This window comes from Bacteroides sp. 41_26, from assembly GCF_949740115.1.
Classification (GTDB): Bacteria; Bacteroidota; Bacteroidia; order Bacteroidales; family Bacteroidaceae; genus Bacteroides; species Bacteroides nordii.
Window position 1 is genome coordinate 26,770 of record NZ_CATJGZ010000035.1, and the last position, 22,367, is coordinate 49,136.

At 41.8% G+C, this 22,367-nt stretch carries 16 protein-coding genes; 1 reads left to right on the forward strand and 15 read right to left on the reverse strand.

Going from position 1 to position 22,367, the window contains the following annotated elements; translation table 11 throughout:
- Window positions 1-21: 21 nt before the first annotated feature.
- Window positions 22-591 carry an RNA polymerase sigma factor gene (locus QX565_RS00765; RefSeq protein WP_289290678.1) on the reverse strand — a complete coding sequence of 190 codons (570 nt, stop codon included), beginning with the start codon at window positions 589-591 and terminating at the stop codon, window positions 22-24.
- A gap of 676 nt (window positions 592-1,267) precedes the next feature.
- Between QX565_RS00765 and QX565_RS00770 the strand changes: the two genes are divergently transcribed.
- Entirely contained in the window at window positions 1,268-3,604 is a 2,337-nt protein-coding gene (locus tag QX565_RS00770) for a glycoside hydrolase family 20 protein (RefSeq protein ID WP_289290680.1), read from the forward strand.
- Window positions 3,605-3,830: 226 nt separating this feature from the next.
- Here the strand turns inward: QX565_RS00770 and QX565_RS00775 are convergent, their stop codons facing one another.
- The 14 genes from QX565_RS00775 to QX565_RS00840 form a co-directional block, all read right to left on the reverse strand.
- On the reverse strand, window positions 3,831-5,318 hold the full coding sequence (locus tag QX565_RS00775; protein ID WP_289290682.1) for an MBOAT family O-acyltransferase: 1,488 nt from the start codon (window positions 5,316-5,318) through the stop codon (window positions 3,831-3,833).
- Window positions 5,305-6,222: an SGNH/GDSL hydrolase family protein gene (locus QX565_RS00780; RefSeq protein WP_407934709.1), complete on the reverse strand. Its 918-nt coding sequence runs from the start codon at window positions 6,220-6,222 to the stop codon at window positions 5,305-5,307. Before QX565_RS00780 ends, QX565_RS00775 begins: the two co-directional genes overlap by 14 nt.
- Entirely contained in the window at window positions 6,191-7,564 is a 1,374-nt protein-coding gene (locus tag QX565_RS00785) for an SGNH/GDSL hydrolase family protein (RefSeq protein ID WP_289290686.1), read from the reverse strand. Before QX565_RS00785 ends, QX565_RS00780 begins: the two co-directional genes overlap by 32 nt.
- Window positions 7,565-7,676: 112 nt before the next feature.
- Complete coding sequence (locus QX565_RS00790) at window positions 7,677-7,970, reverse strand: PG0541 family transporter-associated protein (protein ID WP_289290687.1); 294 nt, start codon at window positions 7,968-7,970, stop codon at window positions 7,677-7,679.
- 71 nt (window positions 7,971-8,041) lie between these two features.
- Window positions 8,042-11,200, reverse strand: a complete 3,159-nt coding sequence (locus tag QX565_RS00795; RefSeq protein WP_289290689.1) for an efflux RND transporter permease subunit — start codon at window positions 11,198-11,200, stop codon at window positions 8,042-8,044.
- Window positions 11,201-11,289: 89 nt separating this feature from the next.
- Window positions 11,290-12,306, reverse strand: coding sequence for an efflux RND transporter periplasmic adaptor subunit (locus QX565_RS00800; protein ID WP_289290691.1), 1,017 nt, complete (start codon window positions 12,304-12,306; stop codon window positions 11,290-11,292).
- A gap of 30 nt (window positions 12,307-12,336) precedes the next feature.
- Window positions 12,337-13,686 carry a TolC family protein gene (locus QX565_RS00805; protein ID WP_289290693.1) on the reverse strand — a complete coding sequence of 450 codons (1,350 nt, stop codon included), beginning with the start codon at window positions 13,684-13,686 and terminating at the stop codon, window positions 12,337-12,339.
- A gap of 53 nt (window positions 13,687-13,739) precedes the next feature.
- A complete protein-coding gene (locus tag QX565_RS00810) occupies window positions 13,740-14,396 on the reverse strand; it encodes a TetR/AcrR family transcriptional regulator (RefSeq protein ID WP_289290699.1) in 657 nt (218 codons plus the stop codon).
- A gap of 345 nt (window positions 14,397-14,741) precedes the next feature.
- On the reverse strand, window positions 14,742-16,238 hold the full coding sequence (gene hutH, locus QX565_RS00815) for a histidine ammonia-lyase (protein WP_221650873.1): 1,497 nt from the start codon (window positions 16,236-16,238) through the stop codon (window positions 14,742-14,744).
- Entirely contained in the window at window positions 16,235-16,864 is a 630-nt protein-coding gene (locus QX565_RS00820) for a cyclodeaminase/cyclohydrolase family protein (RefSeq protein ID WP_221650872.1), read from the reverse strand. The genes hutH and QX565_RS00820 overlap by 4 nt, the downstream gene beginning before the upstream one ends.
- A 27-nt stretch (window positions 16,865-16,891) precedes the next feature.
- Entirely contained in the window at window positions 16,892-18,145 is a 1,254-nt protein-coding gene (hutI, locus tag QX565_RS00825) for an imidazolonepropionase (RefSeq protein ID WP_221650871.1), read from the reverse strand.
- A 51-nt stretch (window positions 18,146-18,196) separates the two neighbouring features.
- The gene (gene ftcD, locus QX565_RS00830) at window positions 18,197-19,099 is read right to left on the reverse strand and encodes a glutamate formimidoyltransferase (RefSeq protein ID WP_289290695.1); all 903 of its coding nucleotides are present in this window, start codon (window positions 19,097-19,099) and stop codon (window positions 18,197-18,199) included.
- The gene (hutU, locus tag QX565_RS00835; protein WP_289290697.1) at window positions 19,096-21,084 is read right to left on the reverse strand and encodes a urocanate hydratase; all 1,989 of its coding nucleotides are present in this window, start codon (window positions 21,082-21,084) and stop codon (window positions 19,096-19,098) included. Before hutU ends, ftcD begins: the two co-directional genes overlap by 4 nt.
- Before the next feature lie 114 nt (window positions 21,085-21,198).
- A complete protein-coding gene (locus tag QX565_RS00840) occupies window positions 21,199-21,831 on the reverse strand; it encodes a DUF6563 family protein (protein ID WP_221650868.1) in 633 nt (210 codons plus the stop codon).
- Window positions 21,832-22,367 lie beyond the last annotated feature (536 nt).

Sequence of the window (22,367 nt, forward strand, 5' to 3'; positions counted from 1 at the left end):
TGGAAGACATCGTTATCCAAATTACAATGTAATATGTCCATAGACTAATATCCAAAATAAGAAAGGAGTTAATTTCGTACGTAATTCACGAAGGGCAAGCTCAATATGTTTTTCTACCGTACGTGCCGAAATATGCATTATTTCGGCTATTTCTTTTGCAGATTTATGCTCGAACCGACTCATATTGAAAATGGCACGTCGTTTCTCCGGCATTGTTTCAATGATAGCTACAATTGCTTTCTGCATTTCGTTCCAAAACAACTCGTTTTCTGCACTTGGAGTGACTACGGTATCGTGTACACCATCCAGGAAACGATCTACAATTTGATTCTGCTTAGAACGAAAGTGGTTGTATATCTCATATTTAGCAATTACATACAAATAAGAGTGAATCGATAAGTCGCTTTGTAATTTCTCTCTGTTAACCCACACTTTGATAAATGTGTTTTGCGTAATATCTTCAGAGATCCATTCGTCCTTCACCAATCCGAATATAAATTGGTTGAAATGTGAATAGTATTTCATAAAAAGTTCTTCAAAACACTGTACATCCCCATTCTTTATGCCAGTTATCAAATCAGGTTCATTCATTACTATTATATTTAAGACTATACAAACATAACATTTTAATATAAGAAAGAACAATTGTGCTGAACTTTTTCGTTCTATGGTATATTTGTAACTCTCCTATATATTACAGAAGTGTTAAGAAAGATATAATACGTAATTCAAGGTGCAATATCTTCTCTGTTTTTCTCACTAATTGCAGATTTACTTTAACATATCTAATGCGAATCAGTAGTTGAAATCAAATTAAGATTTAGTTTTGCTCATCTCTTTTCTGTTTTGAACTTAATGGTGTTTGTCATTGTCATCAGTCTCTTTCTCCGGTATTGATAAAGCCCCCTCTTGTAGAGTAACGTATAAAGCCTCGGTGTGTAACATTGTTTTAGATGTACATGTAAAACAATACTGCTCACCGGGGAAAGGAACGTTCCTTTCTGAGAAAGACAAAGTACAATACCGGGCAAGGGTAACAATGCCGTCTATGGGCACTTCCGCTATCGAAAAGATAGGGTCATAATCTTCGTTACTATACGGATATGAATCTATTTACGATCAGCTTTGAACTCAATAGTCAACTACTGATTCGCACATCTATTTGATTTTTACTGAAAAAGTATCCCTATACTTAATATCCTATTTAAACAAATCATAACTATAATTTTTACTATATTTGCCCAAACTAATACTAATCAATTTTATTATGAGAAAACTTAACCAAGCACTTCTTGCGGTCGCTACATTGGCTTTCGCTTCATGCAACACGCAAAAGGAAGAAATCAATTATCAGGTAATCCCTCTCCCCCAAGAGGTCGTTGTCAGTCAGGAACCTCTTTTCACACTACAGGAAACCACAAAAATTCTTTATCCGGAAGGAAACGAGCTGCTGAAACGAAACGCAGAGTTTTTATCCGGATATATCCAAGATGCGACAGGAAAAGAACTCGACATTGCAACAATCACATCGGAAAGTACACCGCAAAATGCTATTATCTTAGGGTTGGACAAGAGTATAACGGAAAAAGAAGGATACGAGCTTACAGTATCTTCCGAACAAGTCACCATTAACGGACAAACGCCTAATGGAGTGTTCTACGGCATACAAACTTTGCGGAAATCAATTCCGGCAACTACTGCCAGCACCAAGATTGCACTTCCGGCAGCAGCCATCAAAGATTATCCACGCTTCAGCTACCGGGGCATGCATCTCGACGTAAGCCGCCACTTCTTCCCGATAGAATTCGTAAAGAAATACATCGACTTGCTGGCATTACATAACATGAATACTTTCCACTGGCATCTGACAGACGACCAGGGATGGAGAATCGAAATAAAAAAATATCCGAAGTTAACGGAAATAGGCTCACAACGCTCAGAAACAGTAATAGGACACAACTCCGGTGAATATGACGGCACACCTTATGGAGGTTTCTACACACAAGAACAAATTAAAGAAGTTATAGACTATGCAAAGGAGCGCTATATCAACATCATCCCTGAAATAGACCTGCCCGGACATATGGTTGCTGCTTTGGCTGCTTATCCGGAACTGGGTTGTACAGGAGGTCCGTATGAAGTAGAAAAAACCTGGGGAATATTTGAAGATGTACTTTGCATTGGTAACGATAAAACAATGCAATTTATAGAAGATGTATTGGGCGAAGTAGCCGACCTGTTTCCTTATAAGTATATCCACATCGGAGGTGACGAAGCTCCGCGCAATCGTTGGGCCAAATGTCCGAAGTGCCAGGCACGTATCAAAGCAGAGGGCTTGAAAGCTGACGCTAAACATACGGCGGAAGACCGTTTGCAGAGTTACTGCATGCAACGCGCAGAGAAATTCCTCAATAGCAAAGGGCGCCAAATAATTGGTTGGGACGAGATTCTGGAAGGAGACGTAGCACCCAATGCGACTGTAATGTCATGGCGCGGAATGGCTGGTGGAATAGAAGCTGCCAAGTTGGGACATGATGTGATTATGACCCCAAACACCTATGTATATTTTGACTATTACCAAACGGCAGACACAAAAGATGAACCAGATGCCATTGGTGGTTGTGTGACATTGGAACGCGTATATAGTCTGGAACCTGTTCCGGAAACTTTAAACGCAGAAGAGAAAAAGCACATTATTGGTGCTCAGGCCAATCTTTGGTGTGAATATATCCCTACGACAAAACAGGTAGAATACATGGTACTCCCACGTATGGCTGCTTTGGCAGAGGTTCAATGGACACTTCCCGAAAAGAAAGATTATAGTGACTTCACCAAACGCTTGCCCCGACTTTTAGCTTTTTATGATCGTGACAGCCTCAACTACGGCAAACATGTGTTTGATATTAAATCAAATATCACATCCGACCCAGAAAAAAAAGCAGTAATGATAGAGCTTAGCACAGTGGATAATGCACCTGTTTACTATACATTGGATGGAACAGAACCGACTCCTACGAACGGAACGAAATATGAAGCTCCCATAACCATTACACAGGCTGCAGATTTCAAGGCCGTTGCTGTTCGTCCTACCGGTAACAGTAAGATTATATCCGAACAGGTTAATTTCAACAAAGCCACCTGTCGCCCGATTGAACTGAAAGCTCAACCTTCGGCCAAATACTCCTATAAAGGTGCTACGACTTTAGTAGACGGATTAAAGGGGGGAAACAGCTATGCCGGTGGACGCTGGTTGGGCTTTTGGGGAACAGATGTTGAAGCAACCATTAATTTAGGAGTACCAACAGAAATAAGTAAAGTTTCAACAGAAGCTATTGTTGACATGGGAGCCTGGATCATGGGAGCTACCGGACTGACTGTTTCCATATCAGAAAATGGGAAAGACTTCCAAGAAGTAGCTTCAGAAACCTACCCTTCTGAAACAGACTTAGGCAAAAAAGGAATAGAAGATTACAATGTGGAATTCTCACCAGTAAAGGCTACTTTTGTAAAGATAACAATCAAGTGTAGCCCCGCCTTGCCGAAAGGACACGCCGGAGAAGGAAAAACTCCTTACTTATTTGTGGATGAAATAAGTGTGGATTAGTATTGCTATCTGATGAAATACGGATGATCGTAATACGGTCTTGAATCCATTTCACCACAAAGTAGCACAGAGTTCCACAAAGTACTATTTATTTAATGAAACGCAGATAAATGCAGATTAAAAGACTGTAGATATTTATCATCTATTTATTTCCCTTTGCGAAAATCTGTGTTCATCTGCGTTTCAATTAATCATCGCCTGACGTACCTCCCCGTGCGGAAAACACTCAAAACTGGAAGTAAATGAATGGTTGGATCTCACTACTCTTCATCTGAATAACCAGATAAATCATAGCCACCATTAATAATGCTTTGCCTAAAAACGGGAGACGAATTACCCCACGACAAACCGCATTTTCCCAACTATCAGGAGCAAAATGAAGCAGGAAGCCCAGTATCATCAAAGCAAAAACACGCCAGTACCCCTCTAATAGTTGCGGGAACAGTTGTGGGCGGAAAGTCGTAAATATCTGGCCCAGCATATCCATTGAGTTATGGATATCGGCATTACGAAAGAAAATCCAACAGAAACAAACAAAGTTAAATGTAATAATGACACCAAAGAAACGACGGATACCGTGACTTTCTTCCCCCTTCTTACGCCCTATAATAGTCATCCAGGCTTTATGAAGCGCCAACGCTATGCCATGAAACATACCCCATAAAACAAAATTCCAAGATGCTCCATGCCATAATCCACCCAGAAACATAGTAATGATAAGATTAAGATACTGACGGAATTTACCGTGCCGATTCCCTCCCAACGAGATATACAGATAATCACGCAACCAGCTTGACAGAGAAATATGCCAACGTCGCCAAAACTCTGTAATAGAAGCCGATTTATAGGGAGAATTAAAATTCAGATTAAAATGGAAGCCCAATAAGAGAGCAATACCAATAGCCATATCACTATATCCGGAAAAATCGCAATAAATTTGCAGTGCATACCCATAAAGTCCCATCAAGTTTTCTACACCTGAATAAAGCGTAGGGTTATCAAAAATACGTTCTACAAAATTGATACTGATATAGTCTGAGATAACAGCTTTCTTAAACAAACCGGCTACAATCAAAAAGATACCCCGGCCAAACATTTCCTGCGAAACATAAAGCGGCTTACGAATCTGAGGTATAAAATCACGTGCCCGTACAATAGGTCCTGCCACCAGTTGAGGAAAAAAGGACACATAAAAAGCATAATCCAGTAAATTTGTGAGTGGCTTTATATCCCTTCGGTAAACATCGATTGTATAACTCAGCGACTGAAAAGTAAAGAAAGAGATACCTACAGGAAGGAATATATCAAGCGCTGTAAATTGTCCGCCCATCAATGAAGCAATAACTCCACCCAGAAAATTTGTATACTTAAAATAACAAAGTAATCCTAAATTGAGAGAAAGACTTAGCATCACCCACGCTTTCCGCCCATACTTATTGTCAGTGCGATCCATCAGACGGGCAAACACAAAATCGCCAACTGTTACAATAGCCAATAAAAAGAAATAGGTACCGCTACTCTTATAATAAAAATAATAAGAAAACAAGGTAACAAACAAGATACGCGCAGTATACTTATGACGCAGAAGTACATACACCACCATAAAGGCGGCAAACAGCCAGAGAAATATTCCGCTACTAAATATCATCGGAGCCTCCGGATTATATGTGAAAACCTCACGGAGGCGGCTAAAATCTATATCAATGGGAAACATAATCGTTATAAGCTTTAATAATGGCTTCGTATAATAAATTACCCTGGAGAATATATCCTTCAGGCAAATAATGTACATGATCGGGGCGCATCAACCTGGCTTCCTGCCAGTTTTTACAGGCACGAAGGCTTCCTCCCACTACATTATACATATCCCAAACAACCAAATGATGATCACGAGCGTACTTCTGAATAGTATTGGCAGCCGTCACTGTGCGCGGATTGATAGTATATGTCCGGCGCCTGCCTCGCCGTCGGAAACTTTCATAAGAACCGGGAGGAGTCGTTAACAGGATCGGAACATCCGGCAAACTGTCACGAATCAGCGAAATAAGTTCATCCATCTGCTGATAATGCAAATTAATATTATAACGTTTATTATGGCTCTCATTTGTTCCGAAAGAGAGTATAAGAAGTTCTGGTTTAAGCGCAGCAATGGCAGCGATACGGTCGGGATGTGTAAAAGTGAGACAGGTTGCTCCGTTTACTCCCATATCAGTATAGGAAACATTCCCAAAAGTCTCGGCCAATCGTTGTCCGGTAGTCTGGGGGTAAATATGTCCTCGAACATGGCTATCGCCAATATGCAAAATACGTACAGTATCTTCCAGTATTCCTCCTTTTACAAGACGTAAATGCTCAAGCACAGGAGAGAGTATCCCCAGACTATCAACAATCTCATTTATTCCTATTCCCTTAAAAGCAGCCGGCAAATCAATCTGTACGGATAGGGTGTCGTAAAGCAGTTTCATCTCACGCATCGGTTTAGCACTTTTCATCGGTGTCTCCCGTACCGGACATACAGGCAAAGCATCCTGTGCAAAAAGCTTTAACGAAGCTGACAGGAAGAGGATTACAATAAATAACAGAAACTTATTTATTCTCATAAGCACGTCTCCTGTCATATTGTTCTTTTCCGTAGAGTAATGTTTCATAAAGCAAACCTGCCAGATGTTTTCCACCCCGGAAATTAATATGTGTATAATCATAATTTGCCATGGAAGGTTTTGCATGTACCAGTTTTGCCATACTACCTTCTCCTCCCATCGCTTCAAACATATTCCAGAAAGCGATGCCACTCTCAGCGGCTATATTCTGTTGATAGCGAATCAGATTCTTAACTCCCGGCATCGTACGAAGTTCTCCGGTATCGGTTTTATAGTCACGATCGCCTACACTAAGCAACAGAAAACCTGCCTGGGGAAAACACTCCTTCAAATGTTCAATAGCAGTAAGTAATCCCTTCTGATAATTATCATAATTGTAACCACGTTGAGTAGCAACATTCAGTCCGTACTGCAAAATGATAAGATCGTAGGGACGCTGATCATTGAACTCTTTCATTATACCGGTAGGGATCGTTCGCAGAGAAAGTCCGGAACTACCACGCAAAGAGAAGTTATCAACAATAATCCCTTGCGTACCATCCATCGCCATACCATAAAACAGCGTAGAATCTGCCTGATTTACTGTCCAACGCACAGAGCCGATAAGCCCCTCCACTTGCATTGCCTGCAAATGCCCATCAGGCTCAAATTGACGGTTTTCTGTTTCTCCCCGATTTATGCGAACAGAAAGATCAACCGCACCTTTATTATAAAAAAAGATAGACGCCTGCTGACAAGTATCTAATAAAGAAGCATACTTATTCTGTCCACGAAGCTCAACATAAGCATTATTGTTCGGAATAAAATAATGCCCGGAAAGGCCTTGCTTTTTTCGATCGAAATAAACACTATCCGTTACGGCATGACTGGACCATCCTCCGAACGAATGACGTACAGTAGGACGGTATCCGCTGGTCATAGAGGTTATGGTGACAAAACCCACTCCACACCCTCCAAAACGTTTCTGTAACATTTCACGCAGGTCGGCAGTGAATATATCGGCCTCTATAAAGGAATCACCGAAGACAGCGATACGCACCAGACGCTTCTTCACCGGAATCTCGTCCAGTGCACGGTAGAAAGGAGTCATCCCACGCAGAGTAGAATCACTATAATCTTCTATACAGGTCATCCCCGTACGACAGGTATCTACAAAAGCAGGCTTCACTTCAGGTACAGGAGGAAGACTGTCTGCTTCTATCTCTGCTTCTTCCGGTTCAGGTGTACGGACATCACTCAACAAGTCCACCCGTCTCATTGTATGTCCATCAATCGTTATGACCGGTAACCAATGCATGGCAATCAAAGCAGCCAGAATAAATAAGGTCAGTCCTAACGAATATTTCAGATAATTCTTCATGTACTCTCTTACTTTAATAAGGAGCTGCAAAGATAGATAAAACGGATAAAAAGAAAGGAGAATCTACATGATTTATAAGATTCTCCTTTCTTTATGTTAATTTACGTTAGTATCAGATACTCCGTTCAATATTCCAAACAAATGCACGTAATCCAAGCTGTTCAGTCTGCAAATCCATTTTATGTAACGTATCCAGCAGCGGATCTACCTTCTCATCCTCAACCACAGACAGAATGGCCGAACACATACTGGGCCACGCATGACTTCCGAAATGTGGATCACCAGTCTTTGACCCACGTCCCTGAACGCGTTCCAGATAAGTAAAGCCACGACAGTTGAGACGATCCAATAAAGCAATGATACGTTCATAATAGGCCTGGTCGAATGTTATTAATACTGATTTCATATTTTTAATTATGAGTTATGAATTATGGGTCATACTGCTATTTTTTCTTATAGTGCATAACCCGTAACTTGTTATTTCTTTATGATCTCATCTTTGTGCTCCTGAAAATAGATGTCCAGTGCGCGTTGACGCTTCATAGCTTTACGCTTACGTTTGATACCTGTACCGGCAAATACGCAGTACAATGTCGGAATCAAAATCAACGTAAGGATAGTAGATATTGTCAAACCACCAATAACGGCAATTGCCATCGGACTCCACATTTCCGACCCCTGACCACCACCGATAGCCATCGGGATCATACCAAGAACGGTGGTAGCCGTTGTCATCAATACCGGACGGAGACGGCTCTTACCGGCAGTCACTACAGAATGCAATACCGACTGTCCGCGTTCGCGACACAAAGTGATATAGTCAATAAGCACAATACCGTTCTTCACTACAATACCAATCAACATGATAGCTCCCAATAAACTCATTACACTCAATGTACTATTTGTGAAGTATAATGCCATCAACACCCCACTAAATGCAAACGGGAGTGAGAACATGATAATGAATGGATAAGTAAGTGACTCAAACTGTGCAGCCATTACGATAAATACGAGGATTACAATCAGGATAGCCAGTGTCCCCAGATCCCTGAACGAATCTTGCTGGTCTTCAAACGAACCGGCAACCTGAATCGTCACTTCAGACGGTACATCCATTTTATCAATAATAGCATTACCAGCACTTACCACATCCCCTAGCGGAGCACCAGATATAACAGCAGATACCGTCACAATACGTTCGCGGTCTTTACGTTCAATAGTAGGAGGCGCAAAACGTTCGACCACCGTACCGAGATCTTTGATACGAACAGCCTCTCCTTTAGCATTATATACCAGAACGTTTTCTAAACTTTCAAGACTGGTACGATGCTCAGGGGCATAACGCACTTTAATGTCATACTCATCACCATCTTCACGATATTTAGAAGCAATGGCCCCATTGACACGATTACGCAGATAAGTACCGGCAGTAGCCAGATTCAGGCCATGCAAAGCCAGTTTCTCACGGTCAAAATCTACCTGATATTCGGGCTGATAGTCGCTACGGCTGATGTTTACCTCAGATACACCTTTCACATCCAGCAACCGACGCTTCAACTGAGCTGCTACACTATCGGTAGTTGCCATATCATAGCCATAGATTTCAAAGTCGGCACTTGCCTGAGCAGACATACCGGTATTACTACCTCCAAGAATCACCTGTGCTTTACTAAATTCAGGATACTTCTTCAGGTCTTCACGCATCTCGTCACAGACCTGCTCCAGAGAAATTTTACGATCTCCCGGGTCTACCAGACTGATATTGAAAGAAATAATATGAGAACCGTTGTCCTGCATAGAAGCCCATGTATTATCAGAGTCGGCTTGTCCCACAGTATAGTTACATACCTTCATTATTCCTTTGTACTTTGTCATCCACTGATTGGTCAACTTCTCCGATACCTCCTGGGCCAGCTCTTTACGGGTACCAATCGGCAATTCAAGCTGTACGGCAATACGAGCATTATCCTGCGCCGGGAAAAATTCAGTACCAATACCTTTGGCACAGAATAAACTGACAATAAAGAATATGACACAACCGATAACAACAATCGAGCGATGACGAACAGCCCAGTTCAGCATACGTGCATACCATGTATCCAACCCATCCAATGATTTCTCAATAGGTCTATAGAAAGTCGTGAATGCTTTTGACTGTTTCTTCTGAAGTTTCAATAACTGAGCACAGAGCATCGGAGTCAATGACAAAGCAGCAACAGTAGAGATAAACATAATAGCACACATCATCCATCCCAGCTGCTTGAACATCACACCAGACATACCACTCACCATAGTCAACGGGAAGAACACAGCAATCATGGTCAATGTAGATGCAATAACTGAGATAGCCACCTCATTTGTTCCATGTACAGCGGCCTGTTTCGGATCAGACCCACGCTCAATATGTGTTGTAACATTCTCCAATACCACAATGGCATCATCTACCACCATACCAATAGCAATGGAGAGAGAAGACAGAGAAATGATATTAATCGTATTCCCGGTGACGGCCAGATAAATAAACGAAGCAATCAACGAAAGCGGAATCGTTATACAGATAATCAATGTTGCCCTCCAACGTCCCAGGAAAAGGAATACTACGATTACAACAAACAGCAAAGCATAAAGTACTGTTTCGGCCAAACTATCAATTGTATTCAGGATATTTTCGGATGTATCAACAATAACCCCCAGTTTCACGTCACTGGGCAGATTCTTTTGCAAACGGGGTAATGCTTCCTCTACCTTCTTCGAGATTTCCACAGAGTTGGCACCCGATTGCTTCTGTACAATAATCATAGCACCCTTTACACCATTATTATATGTTTCCTGTGCACGTTCTTCCACAGTATCAACTACACGGGCCACATCACGAAGATAGACACTTGCACCATTGTAAGTACCAACTACTATATCTTCCAACTGTCGTGAATCGTTAAACTCCCCTTCTACACGCAACGAATAAGTTTCATTACCAATATCAAAGGTACCACCAGGAATATTCTTATTCTCTGCACCAATAATAGAACTGATTGTCTCAATAGACAGATGATAAGCCTCTAACTTATTCGGATCACAATATACCTGTATTTCACGCTGCGGAGCACCACTGATAGATACTGTACCTACACCTGGAATACGGGCCAAAGGATTCACTACGCGGTCATCCAGAATTTTATAAAGTGCCGACTGGCTCTCATTGGCCTGTACAGACAATAGTACGATAGGAATCATATCCGTACTAAACTTGAAGATGATAGGATTCTCCACATCATCCGGGAGCTGTGAACTCACCATGTCAAGTTTGTCCCGGACATCATTCGTCAGTACATCGATGTCGTTACCAAATTCAAACTCCAACGTAATCAAGGACATATTTTCTGATGACCGGGAAGTAATATGCTTCAGGTTACTTACGGCATTCAACGTATTTTCCAACGGTCGGGTCACATTATTTTCTATATCCGAAGCACTGGCTCCGGGATAGGCGGTCATTACCATAATCGTATTTGTATCAATATCCGGATACAAGTCGATTGGTAGTTTTGATAAAGAGAAAAGACCAAAGATCACCACTGCAAGAAAGCAGAGAGAGGTCATAATCGGTTTTTTTACCGCTCCTTCGTATAAACTCATGTTGTTTAGTGATTAGTTATTGAGTGACGAGTGACGAGTGAAAGCACACTGAGCGCTAATCACCTATCACTAATCATTAATCGTTAATTTTATTTCTCTACGTCTACTTCTGTACCATCAATCAAGCGTGCCTGTCCTGCAACAACCACTTGTGAGTTATTGGGTACACCCGACTTCAGCTCATATTCCGCGCCCATACGACGTCCCAGCTCCACTTTATTGTAAGACACTTTTCCGTCTTTGTATACAAAGACGTAACGATCGCCGGCACCAGCCTGTTTCACAATAGCCAGATCGGGAACAACTACGTTGTCCTGAGTACCAAAGTTCAGAGTAGCACGGGCAAACATTCCCGGACGTACCCGCTGGTCTTTGTTTTCCAGTTTGATTTCAACAGGGAAAGTACGCGTAGTTGCATCAATGGTAGGATAAACAAGACTAACCTTTCCGGTAAACTCTTCATCACCATATACATCCAGCTTTACCGCAACAGGAGAACCTTTCTTTACCTGAGAGAAATAAGTTTCAGAAACATTGATCATCAGTTTTACCGGAGTAATCTGTTCTACAACCAACACAGGTTCTCCACCGCTATACATATCTCCGTTATCATAATTACGTGCAGTTATGATTCCGTTGATCGGACTAACCAACGTCGTATTTTCCATTAAATTCTTATAAGCAGTTTCCTGTACTTCGAGTGCCATCTTCAAGGCATCCCATTCCGATTTGGAAGTACCACCTACTTTATAAAGTTCGTCGGCACGATTAAATTCAAGACGTTTGTTTTCCAGTTGTAACTTCATCTGTTTCAAACTGGCTTCATCCATAAGCACCAGTTTTTGTCCTTTTGAAACGCGGTCACCCACTTCTACAAATATCTTATCTATTCTCACAGGAGATGACGGAGCTATATTATTCTTAACTTCCGCTTCTACCGTTGCCGTATATTCCTGTATCTGATCGACAGGCCTTGCTGTTACATCCGCCAATTTTACTCTTGGCTTATCTTCTACTTTTTCAACAGCTTTTTGTTCTTTTCCGCCAGTACATGAGCCTAGCAGCATAATAGCAAACAGGGCTACTAATTGGAAACTCTTTTTCATGTGGTTTTCTATATTTTTATTTTTCCTGGTTTATTTTATTACTTCGTCTCTACCCAATACCTGATCAAGATCAGCCTTAGATACCAAATAATCGTAGATTGATTGATTGTAAGTAAGCTCCGCTTGTGTCAGCGACACCTGCGAGCTATTCAGTTCGAGTACAGTACCCTTACCTACTTCATAACGTTTACCAGCAATCAATACTGCTTTCTCGGCTTGCAATACATTTTCTTTGTTACTTACAACCTGCTCCGAGCTGGCCGCCATATTGCTACGATAACTTTCTATCTGCATATTCAACTTACGTTCCGTATCCAGACGATTCCATTCCAATTGTTTCACCTGTATGCGGGCCGTTTTCATCTTTGTAAAATTACTGGCCTTGTACAAGGGAATACTCAGATTAAACATTAATGAAGAACTATTGCTCCAGGTATAATCAAAGAAATTCAAATTCGGATTATAAAGAGACTGGTACTGATACGAAAGAGACATAGAAAGTGTCGGAAGGAAATTCGTCCGTTGCGCCTTAATGTTCTTAAGAAGTAATTTATGATTCAAATCAAATTGCTTCATGGTCGTATTGTTTATCAGATTCTCATTTCCGGCATTCAACTCTCCGGCAAACAGAGCCGTTTCGTAATTAGCCAGGTTATCATCAGCCTTTAGGTCTACATCAACTGTAATACCCATCAATACCTTCAATTGTAACTTTGCCAATGTCACCGCATTGGAAGCTGACACAACACTAGGTTTTACACTGCGCATCTGCACCTCAGCACTAATTTTATCAAATTCGCTTACAGTTCCTTGCTGATATTTAGCATTAGCCACATTAAAGTTATCTTCTGCCAGTTTATAACTTTTCTGCATTACCTCATAGGTATCTTGCGTCAGCATCAGCTGATAATACGCCTTTGTCACCTGATTAACCAGATCTTGTTTAGAAGCCCTTGACTTCTCAACAGCCAGTTCAATATCGGTCTTAGTCATCGACATAGCTTTATAAACGGAAGGAGCAAACAAAGGCAAGCTGACTGCTAAACCTGCATTCGCCGTATTTGAATTGTCCTGTCCCATTTTAAAAGATTGCCCTCCAAGATTCATCTGAGCCGCCTTAATCGTATGATCCAGCGACCCTGAGACACTAACCTGAGGTAATAAATTCTGCCAGGTTTCCTTGTTGGCTACCTCCTTTAAGGCGATTTCTTCATCTGCCACTTTAATAGTGGGATTCTCACTCAGAGCAATTTCCAGCGCTTTATCCAAAGTCAGGGTCAAAGTATCTTTTACCTCCTGTGCCCGTACAAAGCCCCCGGCAAGAAAAACTGCTATACCCAGAAGCAGCTTCTTGCCTGCTAATTTTCTCATCTTGTTCATAAATAAGTCTTCTTCTTTTTGTAAACTTTAGTTGTTTGTAAAATCAGGAAAAGTTATTCTCCCGTCCGCTCTATTCTGTTTTTCCGATATTCCTGTATAAATTCTTCCAACACTCTCGCTCCTTTTTCGGTGGCTATTCCACGGAGGAAGGTGAACATGATTGACTCATAAACTTCCAAAAAAGGATACTCTTTGCAGATATCTGTATTCATCAGCAAATCAAATTGTTCACGAACGAGTAAATTGACAATCGCAAAATTTACGTCGTCCCGGAAAATACCTTGTTCCACCCCCGATTTGAAAAAAGCAATCGTACTTTCCGAATCTTTATCGCGATTCTTTTTCACCATATTAAAAACATGGGGATATTTCTTCAGATCCTCAAAAAAGCGTTTGTTAGTCTGATGAAACATCTCAATGCTCTTCTGAAAACACACCAAAATAACCTCCAATACATTTGTTGACTCAGCTAAAAGGTTTTCCAAAAACTCATTTTTATCTTCCTGGTTTTTCAAGATAACCTCTCTCAACAGTGTCTCTTTGTCTTCAAAAACTTCATAGAGCGTACGCTTCGATATACCTAACGAGGTAGCTATATCATCCATCGTTATGCTTTTAATACCATGTAAAGTAAAGGCTTCAGTGGCTTTCACTATAATTCTGTCTCGCAATTCTACTCTGTTCGAAATTTCTTTTGCACTAGTACTCATCATCCATTTCTTTATAATTAGCCGTTTTTACTATCTGTACTTTCACACTAATAGCTTGTGAAAACGGAACAAAGATAGACAGAAAACTCAGATTACAAATTTAGTTTCCACATTAATCGCTTACATTTGATAATTATTATAGGTTAATGAAGTAATGTGAAAACAAGTGTTAATAATAAGTACACCACAAAAGTAGATAATCAGTAAGATACAGAAAAAGTTTTCTCGTCAATATAGGGGTAATAATCGACAAACAACGGATATATTCCGGTAAGTTCCCGGGATATATCCGCTATAGTTTTTCATTTTCAGGTAGTTTTTACCTATAAAGAAGAAAAGAAACTGTTAATAATCAAACTTTGTCCGGTTAAGGAAAGCTACTGTTTTATGAATCTCCTTATACATCACAATGTCATCTTTAACAAAAGGAACTTCTTTCCGATATTCGGCCAAAAAACGTTCCAGTTTCGCAGAGGTTTTCTCCGGCCGACGGAATTCAATCCCCTGAGCGGCATTCATCAATTCGATAGCAAGAATGTGTTCAAGGTTATCCATTACCTTATATAACTTTGTAGCCGCATTGGCTCCCATACTGACATGGTCTTCTTGTCCGTTGGATGAAACGATGGAATCACTGGAAGCAGCATAGCAGTACATTTTATTCTGACTTACCATAGAAGCGGCAGCATACTGTGGTATCATAAAGCCAGAATTCAATCCGGGATTAGCAACCAAAAATTCAGGTAAACCACGAAGCCCCATTATAAGTTGTGCGACGCGACGCTCGGAAATATTTCCGAGCTCGGCAAGAGCAATGGCAAGGAAATCATAAGAGATAGCAAGGGGCTGCCCGTGAAAGTTCCCCCCGGAGATAATACGGTCTTCATCGGGAAAGATAGTAGGATTATCGGTAACGGAGTTGATTTCGGTCAGCAATACGGAAGCAACATAACGGATAGCGTCTTTCGTGGCGCCATGTACTTGCGGAATACAACGGAACGAGTATGGATCTTGTACATGTGCTTTGGGACGTGTAATGAGTTCGCTACCTTCGAGCAAATTTCTGAAAGCCTCACCCGTTTCAATTTGCCCTTTATGCGGACGGATTTGCTGAATACAGTCCATAAAAGGTTCGATACGTCCATCAAAAGCCTCAAGCGAAATAGCAGCAATAAGGTCCGCTCTTTTAGAAAGCCGGAAAGCTTTGAGAATGGCAAAAACCCCATTGGCACTCATAAACTGAGTACCATTGAGCAGGGCAAGCCCTTCTTTACTCATCAGTTTCACGGGTTCCCATCCAAATTCGTCAAGTACATTGATAGCTTCGCGTTTCTTCCCTTTGTAGTTAACATCGCCGACTCCAATCAGTGGTAAGAAAAGATTGGCCAACGGAGCCAGATCACCCGAAGCTCCCAAAGAGCCACGGTCATATACGATGGGCATCACATCATTGTTAAAGAAATCAAGGATACGTTGCACAGTGATCACCTGCACACCACTATGCCCCAGTGACAAAGCATGGGCTTTGAAAAGCATCATCAGCTTGATGATAACCGGGCGAATTTCCTCCCCCACGCTACAAGCGTGACTTTTGATAAGATTCTCCTGCAAAGTGCCGAGTTCATCAAGAGAAATATTCTTGCTACACAAGGAACCAAAACCGGTAGTAATACCATAAAGGGGGGTATCAGAAGCAGCTATTTTTTGGTCTAGATAATCACGGCATCTTTGAATGCGAAGCTTTGCTTCAGGAGCCAGTTCCAGTTTCAAATTCTCGTTGATGATGCGCTCGATGATATCGAAAGTAAGCTCACCTGAGCCTACATAATAAACGTTGTTCATATTCTTAAATCTTGGTTGATAGCATCCAGTAACTCTTTCTCTTTGACACAGGTTTTATGCTCCAGTTCATCCGCCTCAGATTGTAACTGTTCTACAAAGGTTTTATCTTTGAGCGAGCCAAGATTGATACGGACGTTCATCAAAGCACCCAACACAGCCGAACGAGCAGACATCATGGCTACACAAGCGTCGGTCACCGCATTACGGTTCCCTAGTTTAGCCACATCAGCAATAATACCCATCAGTTCGTAAGCATTACGGGCCACCTGCATAGGAACAAGGGCAGCAAACTTTGTAGCTTCCTGAATGGCAGCACTACGGATAGCTTTCTCTTCATCTGTATTTTTGGGTAATCTAAAACAATCAAATACTTTATTATATGCTTCAGAATCACGATCAATATCGGCCACAAATCCCGTCTTCTGTGTAAGAGCAAGAGACTGAATATGTTTCATGATTTCTCCGGTATCTTCATAGCCTTTCTTACCAATAGTCAAGCCTGCTACCATAGCTGCCAAAGCAGATGCAATAGCCCCATTAAGAGCTGCTACACTACCACCACCGGGTACAGGATCGCTTCCGGCTACTTTATTCAGAAAATCTGTTACTGTCAAATCTACTAACATAATGATCTTATTTTTTTAGTTTTATCATTAAACTACAGGATAAAGAACACCTCTCTTTATCGTTGTATTCACACAATTCATACCTATATAATAAGGTAGAATATTATAGTCTGTTGAGTCCAGAACTACGAAGTCACCTTGTTTACCAACTTCAATACTACCAATACGGTCGGCCCGATTCAATGCAGCAGCTCCGTTCAAAGTTAATGCAGTAATAGCTTCCTCAATAGTAAAGCCCATGTAAATACAAGCAAGTGCAAAGGTTAGTGGGATAGAGCCGGAAAAACAACTACCCGGATTCAAATCTGTAGCTAAAGCCACGGCACAACCGGCATTCATCATATCACGGGCACGAGCATAGGGTTCTTTCAGCGCAAAAGCAGTCAGAGGTAGCAAGGTAGTTACCACTCCGGCTTCAGCCATTGCACGAATACCGGTATCAGAAGCATGTAGCAGATGATCGGCAGACAAGGCATTTAGTTCAGCAGCTAATTCGGCACCTCCGAGCGAAACGATTTCATCCGCATGAAGTTTCAGCAGGAAACCTTGATCACGTGCGGCTGTAAGTAAACGGCGGGACTGTTCTATCGAAAACACCCCTTGTTCACAAAAAACGTCACAACATTCGGCGAGTTCGTTTTGCCGGATAATGGGAAGCATTTCATGAATCAGGAAATCAATATATTCATCATCCCGTCCTGCATATTCCGGTGGAATGGCATGCGCCCCCAAGAAAGTGGATACAATATCCACCCGCTTATGCTCATCGTTGTTCAAGCTACGCATTACTTTCAGTTGTAGCAACTCGGTGTCGCGATTAAGTCCGTAACCACTCTTTCCTTCTACAGTAGTAACTCCCATCATGCTCATCTTTTTCAAAAAACCTTCGGCTTTGGAACGCATCCTGACAAAGTTTTGCTCACGGGTAGCCTTCACCGTACTGGCAATCCCCCCTCCACGTTGCATAATGGACATATAGCTTTCTCCTTTCAAACGCCAGGAGAATTCTTCTGCACGTTCGCCTGCAAAAACAAAATGAGTATGCGAATCAACAAAACCAGGTAGCAAACACTTGCCACGGGCATTATAGTGCCAATAGTGATGATAATAACCATCACGCTCCTCACCACGATTCTGCCCAACGTAAGTAATAATACCATCAGTAACTTCTACCGTACCGTTTTCAATAATCTGCAACTGTGACATCTCTTCACCTTTCCGGGCGGAAAAGCCAAGAGGAGTCACAATCTTTGCATTAAATATAATCAGGTTTTCGCTCATACTTATATATTATTTCAAATCGTAAATTCCCCTTAATCTACGTTTCATATATCATTCCATAATTCGTGCTTCAAGTACTTGTTGCATAGAGAAATTCTCCAAACCAAGATAATAGGAGGCGGTATCAATCAATGCCTCCATCGGAACAAGACCGATAATTTCACTCCCAACAATACTCACACCATAGCGCCGGGCCTCGATACGTACCAGTTCAAAAGCACGATAAAGAGCTGTTTTCGTATAATCGGTCATATTGATAGATACCTGTGTGATTCCCCGGTCCTTCAATTCGACTCCCATTGCCTTACAATAACGAAGTCCACCACCTATAAAACGAATCTTTTTAGCAATATCATGAGCTATCTCCAGATTAGGGGTGCTAAGATTAATATTATAAGCTACCAATGGCATACGTGCACCGATAGCAACAGTTCCTGCTGTTGAATGCCGCTCGGCCGGACCAAAATCAGGTGTCCATTCAGGAAGTTTTATCTTCTCTGCCATACCTTCAAATTCACCTTTGCGAACAGCAGCCAGATTCTCACGATGAGGGGCCGAAGCTGATTTCTCATATAAGAAGACGGGAAGCCCGTAAAGTTCTGCCACCTTTGCCCCCACTTTTTTGGAAAGTGCGACAGCCTCATCCATCGTTGTATTCTTTATCGGAATAAAAGGAATGACATCTACTGCTCCCATACGAGGATGTTGCCCAGTATGATGGTTAAGATCGATTAATGCAACGGCAACTCCAACTGCTTCTATGATAGCATCCCGCAAAGCCTCCGGTTCTCCTACAAGAGTCACCACCAGGCGGTTATGATCTTCGTCATTACTATAATCAAGTAGCTTTACTCCGGCACGTGCACGGAAAGGGGATATTATTTTTTCTATTTTCTCCAAATCACGGCCCTCGCTAAAGTTTGGGACGCACTCAATAATTTTATTCCAGCTCATAGTTCGGTTATTAATTTATTAATTAGTTCTTCATCTGCAACATAAGGCATCGTAATATGATAGTTTTCCCCATGCGTTTTGTTGAAAACTTCACTTGTTTCCATAGCATGCTCATTACGTGCCCATGAACGACGAGCCACACCGCCCATCACATCCCAAAGCATTGCCGAACGTAATATTTCATCCACCCGCTCACTACCATCGCATACCATACCAAAGCCTCCGTTTATTGCTTTTCCAATGCCTACACCTCCTCCATTATGCAACGCTACAAGGCTCATACCCCGTGCACAATTACCTGCAAAACACTGTACAGCCATATCTGCCATTACATTACTACCATCTTTTATATTGGAGGTTTCACGGAAAGGTGAATCGGTTCCGCTGACATCATGATGATCACGCCCCAACATGATAGGCCCTACTTCACCACAACGTACCATTTCATTGAAACGGAGCGCTATCTTCATTCTCCCCAGCGCATCCTGATACAGGATACGTGCCTGTGTACCCACTACCAAACGATTCTTTTCGGCATCACGTATCCAGTTATAATTATCCAGGTCCTGACTGCGACGATTCACATCGATACATTCCATTGCAGCATGATCGGTCTTTATCAAGTCTTCATGTTTACCACTCAGGCACACCCAACGGAAGGGGCCATAACCATAATCGAATAACTCCGGTCCCATAATATCTTCTACATAACTGGGCCAGATAAAGCCGTCTTTCTCATCCACCCCATTACGCGAAATCTCCCGAACTCCTGCATCATAAATAGCTTTCATGAAGGAGTTTCCATAATCAAAAAAGTAGGTGCCACGGGCTACCAACTTCCTTATCACTTCAAAATGGCGACGAAGCGAAATATCTACCAGAGAACGGAACTCTTCGGGAGATTCATGCAAGAGACGGGTTCGCTCCTCGAATGTTAGTCCGGCAGGACAATAACCACCATCATAAACAGCATGACAAGAAGTCTGATCAGAAAGTAGTTCAATAGGTATATTTTCTCTTTCGGCATATTCCAAAAGGTCGACTACATTACCATGATAGGCCACAGAACAAGGTTCACCATGCCGCATTGCTTCCTGTACCATGCGGTAAGCCTCACCCATATTATTTGTCACATGTCCTACCCACCCTTGTTCATACCGGGTTTCAATACGGGAAGCATCTACCTCGGCCACGATACAAGCTGCACCAGCAATCTCTGCCGCTTTGGGCTGGGCGCCACTCATACCTCCTAAACCGGAAGAGACAAACAAATGTCCCCGCAAATCTTTATCCTGGGGAATACCAAGTTTCATACGACCGGCATTCAGCAAAGTGTTAAAGGTACCATGTACAATCCCTTGTGGTCCGATATACATCCAGCCACCGGCAGTCATCTGACCATAATTGGCCACTCCCATTTGCATAGCCACATGCCAGTCATGCTGATTATCGAACTGCCCCACCATCATCGCATTAGTAATTATTACCCGGGGAGCATCAGGCCGTGAACGGAAAAGCCCCAGTGGATGCCCGGATTCTACTACAAGCGTTTGATCTTGAGTCAATTCTTCAAGATACTGCTTAATAAGGCGGTATTGCATCCAGTTTTGACACACTTGTCCGGTCTCACCATAAGTAACAAGTTCATAAGGATAGAGGGCAATATCAAAACAAAGATTATTATCAATCATTACCTGGAAAGCTTTACCTTCAATGCATTTGCCCCGGTATTCATCAATAGGCCTGGCTTTTAAGTCGCCTTCGGGACGGAAACGATAACCGTAAATTCTTCCATGTGTACGAAGCTCCTCCATAAATTCAGGAGCCAGTTGTTCATGTAATTCTGTAGGAATGTAGCGCAAAGCATTCTTCAAAGCAGTAGCTGTCTGCGCCGGGGTAAGCGTATAACCACGATCCGGTGCCCGCCGTATACCTTCTACAAAATTTGGATAAACAGGCAAAGTGTTGCAGAGAGTCATTTTCATAATAATAAGGATTAAGGATTACAAACTGTCATCTTTTACAGCTTGATAACTCTCCGCAATATAGGAAAAAGGAAGGAAATCACAAAGATTTCAAGACATTTATTATCAAAAAGATTATTCCTTTACAGTTTTAAGTAATCTAAGATACTTCCCGGTAGTTTCGGCAGACTCGCTATTTTCATGGAGATAAGCTTCCTTCCATTCCGGATAGGAATCCAATAAAGCACACATCCGGTCTTTTCCCACGAAGTCAATTTTACCGGTAATAGCATCAATCTCATAATATACACGTTTCGAAACCAGGCTGGAAGCGGCTATGGCATCACCAACCACCCCTCCCAACGTAACATCCATTGTAACCGAAGAACTTGCCGCAACTACTCCAATAGGTATGGCACTAAAAAAGATATTCTCATTTACGCACATAGCAGGAGCATACCACCCACCAAAACGGAGGCGTTTATAGCGTAGCTTCTTGCAGTTAATATAAAGAGATGTATCTTCCTGTACGGCAAAACAACGGTTTTTCAGATATTTGCACAATGATTTGTTATCATCGGCACTGATCTTGTAATCAGCCCCTCCGGACAATGAAATATTATTTTTAGTTCGCTTTTCTATTTTCAATGCCGTCACCGTATCGCCATCATGAGCCAGTAAATCTTTCAGGTTGGAATAAACAATGTTCTGTGCAACCAGAGGCAGTCCCACAATACTCATTAAACAAATAATCCACAGTTTTTTCATAAGTACCTCCTATCTACAGCATTAATCGTTTGGAAAGTTACATCATTTGACGAATTGAAGCAAGTTTTTCAGTCGAAAATTTCTAAAAAAAGAAAGAAAAGCTTGACTGGGGTGTTAATTGTTAATGCAAACCAGTCGTTGGCCATTTTGAATAGACATGAGCAAAACTCACCACAGAGTTCCACAGAGTTTAAATCTTTATTGAAACGCAGATTAATGCAGATTTTCGCAAAGGGAAACAAATGTATGATAAAGAACTACAGTCTTTTAATCTGCGTTCTGTGTTAATTCGCGTTTTATCAGATAAATAGTACTCTGTGCTACTGTGGTGAAATACACTCAAAGCCGTTCAGTTTTGTGCTAAATGGCGCCTGTTATTACCATCTATCTCTTTCTCCGATATCGATAAAGCCGCAACTCGTAGAGTAATGTATGGTGCCTCGGTGCAGGGCCGACGCATTAAAATGCGCTGTCCTGTAAAAGTGTTGACAGGTATTTTTCATCCCATCCTGCTTTCAGCCTTTTGAGATTCATGC